This window comes from Duganella sp. CT11-25 (genome assembly GCF_047302815.1).
In the GTDB taxonomy this organism is placed as follows: domain Bacteria; phylum Pseudomonadota; class Gammaproteobacteria; order Burkholderiales; family Burkholderiaceae_D; genus Rugamonas.
On record NZ_JBKBFD010000001.1, the window covers coordinates 2,271,414 to 2,285,776 of the forward strand.

Annotated in this window: 15 protein-coding genes; 8 read left to right on the plus strand and 7 right to left on the minus strand. The window is 62.8% G+C overall.

Going from position 1 to position 14,363, the window contains the following annotated elements; genetic code table 11:
• The first annotated feature begins 19 nt into the window (after positions 1-19).
• Genes ACEN9F_RS09570 through ACEN9F_RS09585 form a run of 4 tightly spaced genes read left to right on the plus strand, consistent with a single transcriptional unit; the run spans position 20 to position 2,562 of the window.
• Positions 20-1,303, plus strand: coding sequence for a leucine-rich repeat-containing protein kinase family protein (locus ACEN9F_RS09570; RefSeq protein ID WP_413419793.1), 1,284 nt, complete (start codon positions 20-22; stop codon positions 1,301-1,303).
• Between the two features lie 32 nt (positions 1,304-1,335).
• Positions 1,336-1,716 carry a BlaI/MecI/CopY family transcriptional regulator gene (locus ACEN9F_RS09575; RefSeq protein WP_413419794.1) on the plus strand — a complete coding sequence of 127 codons (381 nt, stop codon included), beginning with the start codon at positions 1,336-1,338 and terminating at the stop codon, positions 1,714-1,716.
• Positions 1,717-1,769: 53 nt separating this feature from the next.
• A complete protein-coding gene (locus tag ACEN9F_RS09580; protein ID WP_413419795.1) occupies positions 1,770-2,171 on the plus strand; it encodes a hypothetical protein in 402 nt (133 codons plus the stop codon).
• A 55-nt stretch (positions 2,172-2,226) separates the two neighbouring features.
• Positions 2,227-2,562: a PilZ domain-containing protein gene (locus tag ACEN9F_RS09585; RefSeq protein WP_413419796.1), complete on the plus strand. Its 336-nt coding sequence runs from the start codon at positions 2,227-2,229 to the stop codon at positions 2,560-2,562.
• 48 nt (positions 2,563-2,610) lie between these two features.
• Here the strand turns inward: ACEN9F_RS09585 and gltA are convergent, their stop codons facing one another.
• The 7 genes from gltA to ACEN9F_RS09620 form a co-directional block, all read right to left on the minus strand.
• Positions 2,611-3,912: a citrate synthase gene (gene gltA / locus ACEN9F_RS09590; protein WP_413419797.1), complete on the minus strand. Its 1,302-nt coding sequence runs from the start codon at positions 3,910-3,912 to the stop codon at positions 2,611-2,613.
• Positions 3,913-3,975: 63 nt separating this feature from the next.
• Positions 3,976-4,257, minus strand: a complete 282-nt coding sequence (locus ACEN9F_RS09595; protein ID WP_413419798.1) for a succinate dehydrogenase assembly factor 2 — start codon at positions 4,255-4,257, stop codon at positions 3,976-3,978.
• A 66-nt stretch (positions 4,258-4,323) separates the two neighbouring features.
• Positions 4,324-5,034, minus strand: a complete 711-nt coding sequence (locus tag ACEN9F_RS09600; RefSeq protein WP_008450684.1) for a succinate dehydrogenase iron-sulfur subunit — start codon at positions 5,032-5,034, stop codon at positions 4,324-4,326.
• Positions 5,035-5,043: 9 nt separating this feature from the next.
• Positions 5,044-6,822, minus strand: coding sequence for a succinate dehydrogenase flavoprotein subunit (gene sdhA / locus ACEN9F_RS09605; RefSeq protein ID WP_413419799.1), 1,779 nt, complete (start codon positions 6,820-6,822; stop codon positions 5,044-5,046).
• A gap of 2 nt (positions 6,823-6,824) precedes the next feature.
• Positions 6,825-7,190, minus strand: coding sequence for a succinate dehydrogenase, hydrophobic membrane anchor protein (gene sdhD / locus ACEN9F_RS09610; protein WP_413419800.1), 366 nt, complete (start codon positions 7,188-7,190; stop codon positions 6,825-6,827).
• Position 7,191: 1 nt separating this feature from the next.
• On the minus strand, positions 7,192-7,614 hold the full coding sequence (sdhC, locus tag ACEN9F_RS09615; protein WP_413419801.1) for a succinate dehydrogenase, cytochrome b556 subunit: 423 nt from the start codon (positions 7,612-7,614) through the stop codon (positions 7,192-7,194).
• Positions 7,615-7,855: 241 nt separating this feature from the next.
• Complete coding sequence (locus tag ACEN9F_RS09620) at positions 7,856-8,677, minus strand: GntR family transcriptional regulator (RefSeq protein ID WP_413419802.1); 822 nt, start codon at positions 8,675-8,677, stop codon at positions 7,856-7,858.
• A 235-nt stretch (positions 8,678-8,912) separates the two neighbouring features.
• Here ACEN9F_RS09620 and ACEN9F_RS09625 point away from each other — a divergent pair, with 235 nt between their 5' ends.
• From ACEN9F_RS09625 to acnA, 4 genes are all read left to right on the plus strand, one after another.
• The gene (locus tag ACEN9F_RS09625; RefSeq protein ID WP_413419803.1) at positions 8,913-9,902 is read left to right on the plus strand and encodes a malate dehydrogenase; all 990 of its coding nucleotides are present in this window, start codon (positions 8,913-8,915) and stop codon (positions 9,900-9,902) included.
• A gap of 102 nt (positions 9,903-10,004) precedes the next feature.
• The gene (locus ACEN9F_RS09630) at positions 10,005-11,009 is read left to right on the plus strand and encodes an HpcH/HpaI aldolase/citrate lyase family protein (protein WP_413427016.1); all 1,005 of its coding nucleotides are present in this window, start codon (positions 10,005-10,007) and stop codon (positions 11,007-11,009) included.
• Positions 11,009-11,524, plus strand: a complete 516-nt coding sequence (locus tag ACEN9F_RS09635; protein ID WP_413419804.1) for a hypothetical protein — start codon at positions 11,009-11,011, stop codon at positions 11,522-11,524. The genes ACEN9F_RS09630 and ACEN9F_RS09635 overlap by 1 nt, the downstream gene beginning before the upstream one ends.
• Positions 11,525-11,618: 94 nt before the next feature.
• On the plus strand, positions 11,619-14,327 hold the full coding sequence (gene acnA / locus ACEN9F_RS09640; RefSeq protein WP_413419805.1) for an aconitate hydratase AcnA: 2,709 nt from the start codon (positions 11,619-11,621) through the stop codon (positions 14,325-14,327).
• Positions 14,328-14,363 lie beyond the last annotated feature (36 nt).

Below are 14,363 nucleotides of genomic sequence, written 5' to 3' on the forward strand. Positions count from 1 at the left end.
ATCCTCGACCGTCCCACACATGCACACCCTGGAGCAACTGCGCGCTGGCGCCCTGAAAGGCGTCCAGCGCCTGCAACTGGCCTGCGGCCTGACCGAATTCCCGCGCGAGATATTCGCGCTGGCCGATTCCCTGGAAATCCTCGACCTGTCCGGCAACGCGCTGTCGTCGCTGCCGGACGATCTGGCGCGCCTGGCCAAGCTGCGCATCATCTTCTGCTCGGACAACCAGTTCACCGAACTGCCGGCGGCGCTGGGCGCCTGCCCGGCGCTGACGATGGTCGGCTTCAAGGCCAACCGCATCCGCACGGTGCCGCCCGCGTCGCTGCCGGCGCAGCTGCGCTGGCTGGTGCTGACCGATAACGACATCGAAGAACTGCCGGACGAACTGGGCCGCCGTCCGCTGCTGCAAAAGCTGATGCTGGCCGGGAACCGCCTGCGCGCCCTGCCCGCCGGGATGGCCAACCTGCACCGGCTGGAACTGCTGCGCATCGCCGCCAACCAGCTGACCTCGCTGCCGGAATGGCTGACGGCATTGCCGCGCCTGACGTGGCTGGCCTACGCCGGCAATCCTTTCTGCGCCGGGCGCGAGCTGGCCATGGAAGGCACGCCCACCGCCGCCATCGCCTGGAGCGATTTGGCGCTGGAACAAAAGCTGGGCGAAGGCGCCTCCGGCGTGATCTACCGCGCCGCTTATCGCGGCCGGCATGTCGCCGTCAAACTGTTCAAGGGCGCGATGACCAGCGACGGCTCGCCGCTGTGCGAGATGGCGGCCTGCATCGGCGCCGGCGCGCATCCGAACCTGATACCGGTGCTGGGCCAGGTGGCGCATCATCCCGAAGGCGCGCACGGACTCGTGATGTCCTTGATCGATCCGGAATTCGGCAACCTGGCCGGTCCGCCCAGCCTGGCCAGCTGCACGCGCGACATCTATGCCGACGGCAAGCGTTTCGAGCTCGACGCCATGCTGGCGATCGCCCACGGCATCGCCTCGGCCGCCGGCCGGCTGCACCAGCGCGGCATCATGCACGGCGACCTCTATGGCCACAACATCCTGCACTGCGAGCAAGGCCGCACGCTATTGGGCGACTTCGGCGCGGCCTCGTTCTACGATCCGGCCGGGCCGCAAGCGCTGCCGCTGCAACGGCTCGAAGTCCGCGCCTTCGGCTTCCTGCTGGAAGAGCTGATCGGGCGCTGCGACGCCGCGCCGGCGCACCTGGTGCAACTGCAAGCCGCCTGCGTGCATGCGGACAGCGCCGCGCGCCCGCTGTTCGCCGCCATCGCGCAACAGCTCACGAAGCGCTAGACAATTCATTCTAGATATTTTATTCTACATCCATGAGCACTATCACCCCACCCAAGCCGACCGCCTCCGAACTGGAGATGCTGCGCCTGCTGTTCGCGCTGGGCCCGTCGACGGCCAAGCAAGTGCACGCCGCCGCGCTGGAAACCCGGCCGGACATGAACTACGCCACCGTGCTGCGCCTGCTGCAAGTAATGCACACCAAGGGCCTGCTCAAGCGCGACGAAAGCCAGCGCGCCCACATCTACGCCCCGGCGCAGGAGCAGGACTCGCTGCAGACCAACCTGCTGAAAGAGCTGATCCAGAAAGCCTTCTCCGGCTCCGGCAAGGCCCTGGTGCTGGCCGCGCTGCGTGGCGGCCACGTCAGCAAAAAAGAACGCGAAGAAATCCAGGCCTTGCTGGATCAGGAGAAGTAAACAATCTTCCGGCAGGCACTACAATGGAGCCCCATTCCAACTGCCACCTTCTTATGCGCTTCGACTCCTGGCCTGAACATTCCCACCCCGTCATCGCCGTCATGCTCGCGGTGGCGATCTGCGCCGTGCCCATCCTGCTGCCGCACGCCAGCCTGGCCAACCTGCCGGCCAACCTGTTCGCCTACGTCTTCTGCTGCGTGCTGCTGTATCCCTGCGCCGCCGTGCTGCGCCACCGCGTCACCAGCCTGCCGTCGATCTGGGCGATCGCCGCGCTGGCCCTGCTGGCGATGTGCTTCTACCACACCAACATCATCGCCGAAACCGCCGACAGCGCCTGGCCGCAGCGGCGCGACGCCACCGTCGCCAAATTCCTGTTCAACCTGCCGCAGATGACGCTGGGCGTGCTGGGCTGGTGGCTGCTGGTGCTGCGCCCCGACCGCCGCAACCGGCCGTAGTGGCCGGGGCGCGATTGTGATAACCTTTTCGCAATCTCACTATTTGGGTAGCGCCATGACTCAGAAAGCCCGCACCACCCGCCGTCATGCGGTCCGCCACCCCGCCACGCTGACCATGACCGACGAAAGCCGTCACGCGGTCCACACGCTGGACCTGTCGCATGGCGGCATCAGCCTGCAGACCGGCAGCCAGATCAGGCTGGCGCAATACTGCGCCGTCTCGTTCCAGGTGCAGCTGGGCGACACCAGCCACAACGTGCTGGCGATGGGACAGGTGGTCTACAGCGATCCCGACGCCGAACTGGGCTACAAGACCGGCGTGCAGTTTCTCCGCATCGACAATGACAGCGTGGCCGTCTTCAACCAACTGCTGCAAGAGCAAAACACATAAAAAAAACGGGCCGAAGCCCGTTTTTTTGTGCAGCAGTAAAGCCCTGGATTAACGCTGTGCCAGCGGCTTGACTTCGCGGGTGGTCGAACCGACGAACAGCTGGCGCGGACGGCCGATTTTCTGTTCCGGATCGGCGATCATTTCGTTCCACTGGGCGATCCAGCCGATGGTGCGGGCCATGGCGAAGATACCGGTGAACAGCGACACTGGGATGCCCAGCGCCGATTGCACGATGCCCGAGTAGAAGTCGACGTTCGGGTACAGTTTGCGCGACACGAAGTATTCGTCGTTCAGCGCGATCTTTTCCAGTTCCATCGCCAGCTTGAACAATGGGTCGTCTTGCAGGCCCAGTTCGTTCAGCACTTCGTAGCAGGTTTCGCGCATCAGTTTGGCGCGCGGGTCGAAGTTCTTGTACACGCGGTGACCGAAGCCCATCAGCTTGACGCCGGAGTTCTTGTCCTTCACTTGCGCGATGAACTCGGGGATCTTGTCGACGGTGCCGATTTCCTTCAGCATGTTCAGTGCCGCTTCGTTGGCGCCGCCGTGGGCAGGGCCCCACAGGCAGGCGATACCGGCAGCGATACAGGCGAACGGGTTGGCGCCCGACGAACCGGCCAGACGGACGGTCGAGGTCGATGCGTTTTGCTCGTGGTCCGCGTGCAGGATCAGGATGCGGTCCAGCGCGCGCACCAGCACGTCGTTGACTTTGTATTCTTCGCACGGATTGCCGAACATCATGCGCATGAAGTTGGCGCTGTACGACAGGTCGTTGCGTGGGTACACGAACGGCTGGCCGATCGAGTATTTGTAGGCCATCGCCACCAGCGTAGGCATCTTGGCGATCAGGCGGATGGCCGACACTTCACGGTGCTTGGCATCGTTGATGTCCAGCGAGTCGTGGTAGAACGACGCCAGCGCGCCGACGGTGCCGACCAGCACCGACATCGGGTGCGCGTCGCGGCGGAAGCCGCGGAAGAAGAATTGCATCTGCTCGTGCACCATGGTGTGCTTGGTCACGGTCTCGACGAATTCGGCCTTCTGCACGCCGTTCGGCAGTTCGCCGTTCAGCAGCAGGTAGCACGATTCCATGAAGTCGGCGTTCACGGCCAGCTGCTCGATCGGGTAGCCGCGATACAGCAGCTCGCCCTTGTCGCCGTCGATGTAGGTGATCGACGAGTTGCATGCCGCGGTCGACATGAAGCCTGGATCGTAGGTGAACTTGCCGGTGCCGGCGTACAGCTTGCGGATGTCGATGACGTCTGGACCGACGGTGCCTTTGTAGATCGGGAATTCGACCGATGGGCTGCCATCGGAGAACGACAGTGTGGCTTTGTTATCAGAGGTGTTCATGGACTCTTCCTTCTTGGAGAGATGCGACAAAAGTAAAAAAACGAAACTTTTCTGGGTGTGTCTTTATGCAAGGCGCAGTCGCTGCAACAGTGCGTGCACGTGCGGCAGGTCAACCTCGCCCTCCGGCTCTTTACGAGCCAGTACCAGATCCATCAGGGCATTGTCCGACAAATCGAGGAGCCGCGTAAATGCGTCCACTTCTTCGTCGGTCAATTCGGTTTCATGCGCATCGAGAAAACGCGTCAGGATGATGTCGTTTTCCAGCAGACCCCGGCGGGAGCGCCAGCGCAGGCGCGCTCTGTTGGCTGGGTCGGACTGATGCGCAGAGCTGTTCTGTTCAGTCATGGATTGCTACTTTATACCAAATATACGAAAACGCGGGCGACGCTGGCGCCGCCCGCGAATGGCGCCTTAGATAGCGCGACGTACCATCAGTTCCTTGATCTTGCCGATCGCCTTGTTCGGGTTCAAACCCTTGGGGCAAACATCGACGCAATTCATGATCGAGTGGCAGCGGAACAGACGATATGGGTCTTCCAGGTTGTCCAGGCGCGCGCCGGTGGCTTCGTCGCGCGAGTCGGCGATGAAGCGGTAGGCTTGCAGCAGGCCTGCGGGACCGACGAACTTGTCCGGATTCCACCAGAACGACGGGCACGACGTCGAGCAGCACGCGCACAGGATGCACTCGTACAGGCCGTCGAGCTCTTCGCGCTCGGTCGGGGTTTGCAGGCGTTCTTTTTCAGGACGGATCGAATCGTTGATCAGGTAAGGCTTGATCGAATCGTACTGCTTGAAGAACTGGGTCATGTCGACGATCAGGTCGCGGATCACCGGCAGGCCTGGCAGCGGACGCAGCACGATAGGCTCGGTCAGCTCGTTCAGGTTGGTGGTGCAGGCCAGGCCGTTCTTGCCGTTGATGTTCATCGCGTCCGAACCGCAGACGCCTTCGCGGCACGAGCGGCGCAGGGCCAGCGAGTCATCGACGTCGGACTTGATGCGCTGCAGCGCGTCCAGCAGCATCTTGTCGGTGTCTTTCAGCTCGACCGTCACGTCCTGCATGTACGGCTTGGCGTCCTGGTCCGGATCGTAACGATAAATTTTCAGTTTGAGAGTGCGTGCCATGTTCTAGCCTTAGAAAGTACGTGGTTTCGGTTTGAAGGTGTCGACCGTCAATGGCTTGGTAACGACCGCTTTGTATTCCAGTCGGTTGCCTTCCGAGTACCACAGGGTGTGCTTCATCCAGTTGTCGTCGTCGCGCTGCGGGAAATCGTTGTGGGCGTGGGCGCCGCGCGATTCCTTGCGGGCCACGGCCGACGTGATCGTCGCTTTCGCGGTTTCGATCAGGTTGTCCAGCTCCAGCGCTTCGACGCGCGCGGTGTTGAACACCTTGGACTTGTCCTTGAACGAGACGTGCTTGCGGCGCTCGTCCAGCACCATGATTTCCTTGGCGCCCTGGGCCATCATCTCTTCGGTACGGAACACGCCGCAGTACTTCTGCATCGTGGCGCGGATGTCGTTGGCGACGCCCTGCACTTTTTCCGAGCCGGTCGAGGTTTCCAGCTTGTTCAGGCGGTCCATCGCGAAATCGGAGGCGTCCTTCGGCAGCGGCTTGTTTTCCTTCTGCTTCAGGTTCGACGCCACCACGTGGTTGCCGGCCGCGCGGCCGAACACCACCAGGTCCAGCAGCGAGTTGGTGCCCAGGCGGTTGGCGCCGTGCACCGAGACGCAGGCGCATTCGCCGATCGCGTACAGGCCGTTGACGATCTTCTGCGTGCCGTCGCCGTTCGGCGTGACGACCTGGCCGTGGATGTTGGTCGGGATGCCGCCCATCTGGTAGTGGATGGTCGGCACGACCGGGATCGGTTCCTTGGTGGCGTCGACGTTGGCGAACTTGTGGCCGATTTCCAGGATCGACGGCAGACGCTTGGCGATGGTCTCGGCGCCGATGTGGCGCAGGTCCAGCATCACGTGGTCCTTGTTCGGACCGCAGCCGCGGCCTTCCTTGATCTCCTGGTCCATCGAGCGCGACACGAAGTCGCGCGGCGCCAGATCCTTCAGCGTCGGCGCGTAGCGCTCCATGAAGCGTTCGCCTTCGGAGTTGATCAGGATACCGCCCTCGCCGCGCACGCCTTCGGTGATCAGCACGCCCGCGCCGGCCACGCCGGTCGGGTGGAACTGCCAGAACTCCATGTCCTGCAGCGGCAGGCCGGCGCGTGCCGCCATGCCCATGCCGTCGCCGGTGTTGATGAAGGCGTTGGTCGAAGCGGCGAAGATGCGGCCGGCGCCGCCGGTGGCGAAGATGGTGGTCTTCGCTTCCAGGATCATCGTTTCGCCGGTTTCCATTTCCAGTGCCACCACGCCGACCACGTCGCCTTCGGCGTCGCGGATCACGTCCAGCGCCATCCATTCGACGAAGAAGTGGGTGCGGGCGCGGACGTTGCGCTGGTACAGCGTGTGCAGCAGCGCGTGGCCGGTGCGGTCGGCCGCGGCGCAGGCGCGCTGCACGGCTTTCTCACCGAAGTTGGCGGTGTGGCCGCCGAACGGACGCTGGTAGATGGTGCCGTCGGGATTGCGGTCGAACGGCATGCCGAAGTGTTCCAGCTCGTAGACCACCTTCGGTGCTTCGCGGCACATGAATTCGATCGCATCCTGGTCGCCCAGGTAGTCGCCGCCCTTGACGGTGTCGAACATATGCCAGAACCAGTTGTCTTCGGCCATGTTGCCGAGGGACGCGCCGATGCCGCCCTGCGCCGCCACGGTGTGCGAGCGGGTCGGGAACACTTTCGACAGCACCGCCACGTTCAGGCCGGCTTCAGCCAGCTGCAGGGATGCGCGCATGCCGGAGCCGCCGGCGCCGACGATTACCGCGTCGAAGCGGCGGGTTGGAATTCCAGTTTTAATAGCTGCCACGATTACACACTCCAGAGTATCTGTACCGACCATACGGCACAAGCGATCAGCCACAGCATGGTGGCGATTTGCAGGGTCAGGCGCAGGCCGACGGCTTTAACGTAGTCCATCCAGATGTCGCGCATGCCGACCCAGGCGTGATAGAACAGGCCGAACAGGGTGACGGCGGAAATCAGCTTGAACCACTGCTGGGCGAACAGGCCAGCCCAGCCTTCGTAGGTGAAGTTCTTGCCGGTCAGGAAAGCGATCAGCAGGATCGCGGTGTACAGCACCATCATGACGGCGGTGACGCGCTGGGCCAGCCAGTCGCGCAGGCCGTAGTGGGCGCCGACGACCAGGCGCTTAGGTCCGATGTTATTTTTAGCCATCTCAGAAGACTCCGAACAGTTTGAGGGCGACGATGAAAGTCAGGGTCAGGCTGACGACCAGCACGGCGGCGGCCGACTTGCGGGCCGAATCCTTGTCCAGGCCGATGTGGGTATCCATCACCAGGTGGCGCACGCCGGCGCAGAAGTGCTGCATATAACCCCATACCAGCGCCAGGATGATCAGCTTGACCAGCGGGTAGGTGACAAATCCTTGGTAGTACGCGAAGGAGATCTCGGAGCGCAGGCTCTGCTCCAGCAGATAGAGCACGAAAGGCAGCAGCGCAAACATCAGGAAGCCGCTGATGCGGTGCAGGATGGAGACGATACCGGCCAATGGCAAGCGGTAGTTGGACAATTCGGTAACATGAATGTTACGGAACTCCGGCCGTTCTTTTTTAGGGACTTCCCTTACGGCTTCTGACATAACAAGACCTCCTCAGGCTAAACAAAAATTTGGTAAAGACTGCGATTTTCGCCGATTTTCGCACTCACGACCAATATCTATTGTTACATATAACTAAAATAGTGTTTGACAACACCAGGGTTCGGCTACTTTCTGTAGCTCAACGTATTATCAGCGCAACAATGCTACCGGCGTGTGACAGCGCCTGTTTACGCGGCCTGAAGCGGTTTTTGGTGCTCCAGGGTCTCCTGCAATCCGGCTCTCAATTCAATTCGTTGTGGTAGTGATGGCGCTCGGTCGAATACAGGCCGCGGCGCAGCTCGACCGGCTTGTCGCCGTACGTGAACGACACCCGCTCCGACGCCAGCAGCGGCGTGTTGGCGGCGATGCGCAGCAGCGCGGCGTCGCCATCGGCGGCGCAGACGGCGCGGATCTTCTCGGTCGCGCGTATCATGCGGGTGCCGAATTCGGATTCGAACAGGCCGTACATCGGCCCCTTGTATTCCTCCAGCCGCTCGGCGGTCAAGCCCTTGAAGGTCACGCCCGGCAGCCAGAGTTCCTCGACGATGGTCGGCACGCCGTCGAACGACTGCACGCGCTTGATGAAGATGACGGCGTCGCCGGACTTGAGGTCGAGCAGGCGCGCCACGTCGGCGGGCGCGCGCATGCGCTTGACTTCGATGAACTTGCTTTCGGGGTAGTGCGGCACGCCCTCGTCGGGCATCAGGCGCAGGAAGCGGAAGTGGGCGCGCGCCTCATGGTGGGTCGACACGAAGGTGCCCTTGCCCTGCTTGCGCATCACCAGGTTCTCGGCGGCCAGCTCGTCGATCGCCTTGCGCACGGTGCCCTGGCTGACCTTGAAGCGGTTGGCCAGCTCGACCTCGCTGGGGATCAATTCGCCCGGTTTCCACTCGCCGGACTGCAGGCTTTGCGTGATCAGGGCCTTGATTTGCTGGTACAGTGGGGAGAAGGTCGGCGACGTTCCCGCCGCGCTCCCAGCGGGCGAAGCGGTCGACGCTCCGGCCGCACCGCCGGCATTGGCGGCGGTGGCGTTGCTGTTCGAATTAGGCGGCACGGGATTCATAGGCCAAGATTTCACCACAAAAGCACCCTGCCGTCCAGCAAAAACAAGCAATAACTTATCTGTCTTATATAAGACATAAGATAGGATTGACAGATGCCTGCGACGCGCCTACACTCCCCGGCGAGACGCTTTACCAGACGATTATAAGCGTCCATTTTGCAGTATGATTACGGTTTCCCGGACCGGCACCGGTCCAGCTTCAAGAACGTTTTACTTCCCACTTTGGAGATTCATCATGGCTAAAACCCCAATGCGTGTTGCTGTCACCGGCGCCGCCGGTCAAATCGGTTACGCTCTGCTGTTCCGCATCGCCAACGGCGACATGCTCGGCAAAGACCAACCAGTCATTCTGCAACTGCTGGAAATCGCTGACGAAAAAGCACAGAAAGCCCTGAAGGGCGTGATGATGGAAATCGACGACTGCGCCTTCCCGCTGCTGGCCGAGATGACCGCCCACTCCGACCCGCTGACCGCCTTCAAGGATGTCGACGTCGCCGTGCTGGTCGGCGCCCGTCCACGCGGCCCGGGCATGGAGCGCAAGGACCTGCTGGAAGCCAATGCCCAGATCTTCACCGTGCAAGGCAAGGCGCTGGATGCCGTCGCATCGCGCAACGTCAAGGTACTGGTGGTCGGCAACCCGGCCAACACCAACGCCTACATCGCCATGAAATCGGCGCCGTCGCTGCCGGCCAAGAACTTCACCGCCATGCTGCGCCTGGACCACAACCGCGCGCTGTCGCAAGTGGCCGCCAAGACCGGCACCGCCGTGAAGGACATCGAGAAGCTGACCGTGTGGGGCAACCACTCGCCAACCATGTACGCCGACTACCGTTTCGCTACCGTCGGCGGCAAGAACGTCAAGGACCTGATCAACGACCAGGAATGGAACGCCAACGTGTTCCTGCCAACCGTCGGCAAGCGCGGCGCGGCCATCATCGAAGCGCGCGGCCTGTCGTCGGCGGCGTCGGCGGCCAACGCCGCCATCGACCACGTCCACGACTGGATGCTGGGCACGGCCGGCAAGTGGACCACCATGGGCGTTCCTTCGGATGGTTCGTACGGCATCCCTGAAGGCACCGTGTTCGGCTTCCCTGTCACCACCGAAAACGGCGAATACAAAATCGTCCAGGGCCTGGAAATCGATGCATTCTCGCAAGAGCGCATCAACCTGACCCTGAAGGAACTGACCGAAGAGCGCGAAGGCGTCAAGCACCTGCTGCCGTAAGCTTGATGTCCGCACGTGGAACCGGTTAAAGCACCGATCCGCCGCACCCGCCGCGCTGCCGAGAGCAGCGCGGCGGCCGTTACTCCCCCCGACCACTCACGCATGCATCCATCCGAGGTTTTATTCCAGGGCAATCGCCAGCCGCTGCTCCTGCCAGCTTGCGATCACTACGCCGGCTCCGAAAAGCTGATGCGTAAATCGATCGCCCTGCAACAAGAACTTGGCCCCTTGTTCGACATCACCCTCGATTGCGAAGACGGCGCCAGCGCCGGCAACGAGGAAGCGCACGCCCGCCTGGTGGCGTCGCTGGTCGATTCCGACGACAACAAATTCAACCGCATCGGCGCCCGCGTGCACGATGTCGACAGCCCGCACTTCGCGCGCGACGTCGAGATCATCTGCGTTGCCGCCCGGCGCCTGGCCTACATCGTGGTGCCGAAGGCGCACGGCGCCGCCGAAGTCAAGCGCGCCGTCAAGCTGATCGAAACCCACGCCGCCAAGGCCGGCCGCAAGGACTTGCCGGTGCACGTGCTGATCGAAACCCACGGCGCCCTGCGCGAAGTGCACGACATCGCCGCCCTGCCCCAGGTCCAGTGCCTGTCGTTCGGCATCATGGACTTCGTCTCGGCCCACTACGGCGCGATTCCGGGCGCCGCCATGCGCACGCCGGGCCAGTTCACGCACCCGCTGGTGGTGCGCGCCAAGCTGGAAATCGCCGCCGCCTGCCACGCGCACGGCAAGGTGCCGTCGCACAACGTGACCACCGAGATCAAGGACACGGCGGTCGCCGCCAACGATGCCCAGCGCGCCGCCGCCGAATTCGGCTACACGCGCATGTGGAGCATCCACCCGAACCAGATCAAGCCGATCGTCAAGACGTTTACGCCGCGCCTGTCCGAGGTCAGCGAAGCCGCCGCCATCCTGCAGGAGGCGGCCGCCGTTCAATGGGGGCCGATCGCCCAGAACGGCCGCTTGCACGACCGCGCCAGCTACCGATATTATTGGACCGTTTTACAGCGCGCCAAACTGGCCGGGCTGAGCTTGCCCGAGTCGGTGGCCGCGCTGTTCAACGGCAGCCCCACCGATCACCCACTGGAAGCACACTGATGTCCATCTCCAAATTATTCATGGCCTGCAGCCTGGCGTTCGCCTCGCTGACCCTGGCCGCCGGCGCCCAGGCCCAAACCGACGCGCCAGCCAAAAAAACCGTCAAGAAAGCCGCCGCCAAGCCGAAGGCCAAGACCGCCGCCAAAGCGGTCGAGCCGAAAGCGCCGGACGAGGAAGCCGACGAGCCGGCGATCACCGATACCAACGTGATCGAGTTCGACTGTGAACTGGGCAACAAGATCACCATCTACAAGAACGACGCCGACGAAGCGCACATCGCGTTGCGCTGGAAGAAGCGCCTGCACCGCCTGACCCGCGTCGGCACCACCACCGGCGCCAACCGCTTCGAGAACAAGTTGTACGGCCTGATCTGGATCGGCATCCCCGCCAAGGGCATGCTGCTCGATTCCAAGCAGAACCGCCAACTGGCCAACGAATGCCGCAACGCCGAGCAGCTCAAGCCGATCGCGGCCGGCGCGGCGGAGCCGTCCAGCACCAAGATCAGCATCCAGTAACAGTTTTCACGGTTCCAAGACGGCGCGCCTCCAAGGGCGCCTGAACATTACGGTTTTACTTCAATAATAGACGATACCCACTGAAGGAGAGGTCATGTCCCGCAACACTCTGAACACGCTTAAGGATTTCAACATTTCGGGCAAGAAGGGCAAGTTCTACTCGCTGCCTGCACTGGAAAAGAGCCTGGGCGCCAAAATCTCCCGCCTGCCGGTATCGATCCGTCTTGTGCTGGAATCCGTGCTGCGTAACTGCGACGGCAAGAAAGTCACCGAAGAGCACATCAAGCAGCTGGCCAACTGGGGCGCGACCGCCGAGCGCACCGACGAGATTCCTTTCGTCGTCGCCCGCGTCGTGCTGCAAGACTTCACCGGCGTGCCGCTGCTGGCCGACCTGGCCGCGATGCGCAACGTCGCCTACAAGATGGGCGTCAACGCCAAGAAAATCGAGCCGCTGGTGCCGGTGGACCTGGTGGTCGACCACTCGGTCACCATCGATCACTTCCGCGAAAAAGGCGCGCTGGACCTGAACATGAAGCTGGAATTCTCGCGCAACAACGAGCGCTACCAGTTCATGAAATGGGGCATGCAAGCCTTCGACACCTTCGGCGTCGTGCCGCCGGGCTTCGGCATCGTCCACCAGGTCAACCTGGAATACCTGGCGCGCGGCGTGCACAAGACCACTGACGGCGTCTACTACCCGGACACCCTGGTCGGCACCGACTCGCACACCACCATGATCAACGGCATCGGCGTGGTCGGCTGGGGCGTGGGCGGCATCGAGGCGGAAGCCGGCATGCTGGGCCAGCCGGTCTACTTCCTGACCCCGGACGTGATCGGCGTCAACCTGACCGGCATCCTGCGCGAAGGCTGCACCGCGACCGACCTGGTGCTGACCATCACCGAGCTGCTGCGCAAGGAAAAAGTCGTCGGCAAGTTCGTCGAATTCTTCGGCGAAGGCACCGAGACGCTGTCGCTGACCGACCGCGCCACCATCGCCAACATGGCGCCTGAATACGGCGCGACCATGGGCTTCTTCCCGGTCGACGACGCCACTATCGAATACTTCGAAGGCACCGGCCGCACCAAGGACGAAATCGCCGCGTTCGCCGCCTACTTCAAGGCCCAGGGCCTGTACGGCGTGCCGAAGGCCGGCGACATCGACTACACCCGCGTGGTGGAACTGAACCTGACCTCGGTCACGCCATCGCTGGCCGGCCCCAAGCGTCCACAGGACCGTATCGAAATCGGCAACGTCAAGAACAACTTCACCGAGCTGTTCTCGAAACCGACCACCGAAAACGGCTTCAACAAAAAAGCCGACGACCTGCAGAAGACCTACACCACCACCAACGGCGTGAACGTGAAGAACGGCGACGTGCTGATCGCCGCGATCACCTCCTGCACCAACACCTCGAACCCGAGCGTGCTGCTGGCCGCCGGCCTGCTGGCCAAGAAGGCTGTCGAAGCCGGCCTGACCGTCGCGCCGCACATCAAGACCTCGCTGGCCCCCGGCTCGCGCGTCGTGACCGAGTACCTGGAAGCGGCCGGCCTGCTGGGCTACCTGGAACAGCTGGGCTTCGGCGTCACCGCCTACGGCTGCACCACCTGCATCGGCAACGCCGGCGACCTGACCCCGGAACTGAACGCCGCCATCTCGACCAACGACATCGTCGCTTCGGCCGTGCTGTCGGGTAACCGTAACTTCGAAGCGCGTATTCACCCGAACATCCGCTCGAACTTCCTGGCATCGCCACCGCTGGTCGTGGCCTACGCCATCGCCGGCAACATGACCGTCGACCTGATGACCCAGCCGGTCGGCAAGGGCAAGAACGGCAAGGACGTGTACCTGGGCGACATCTGGCCGACCTCGAAGGAAATCGGCAAGCTGATGAAGTTCGCGATGAACTCGAAAGTGTTCAAATCGAACTACGCCGACGTCAAGGGCAACCCGGGCAAGCTGTGGGAACACGTGTCGACCACCGAAGGCCAGGTGTACAACTGGCCGGCCTCGACCTACATCGCCGAACCACCGTTCTTCGACGGCTTCGAGATGACCCCGGCGGTTTCGGAAGCCAACATCAGCGGCGCGCGCGCGCTGGGCGTGTTCGGCGATTCGATCACCACCGACCACATCTCCCCTGCCGGTTCGATCAAGGAAGACGGTCCGGCGGGCAAATGGCTGCTGGCCAACGGCGTGATGAAGGCCGACTTCAACTCCTACGGCTCGCGCCGCGGCAACCACGAGATCATGATGCGCGGCACCTTCGCCAACGTGCGCATCAAGAACCGCATGATCCCACCCAAGGCCGACGGTTCCGCGGTCGAAGGCGGCATCACGCTCCACCAGCCGTCGGGCGAACAGCTGTCGATCTACGACGCGGCCATGAAGTACGTCGCGGCCGGCACCCCGACCATGGTGTTCGGCGGTGAAGAGTACGGCACCGGCTCGTCGCGCGACTGGGCAGCCAAGGGCACCCAGCTGCTGGGCGTGAAGGCCGTGATCGTGCGTTCGTTCGAACGCATCCACCGCTCGAACCTGGTCGGCATGGGCGTGCTGCCGCTGCAATTCATCGGCAACGACAGCGTCGAGACCCTGGGCATCACCGGCAAGGAAACCTACGACCTGAAGGGCCTGGAAGGCGAGATCAAGCCGCAGCAACTGGCGACCCTGGTGATCCACCGCGCCGACGGCACCAGCCAGGACGTCAAGGTCCTGCTGCGTATCGACACCCCGATCGAAGTCGACTACTACAAGCACGGCGGTATCCTGCCGTTCGTGCTGCGTCAACTGCTGGCCGCTTAATTACTTAAGCGTCTCCAAAAACTCCCCGTGTGCCGC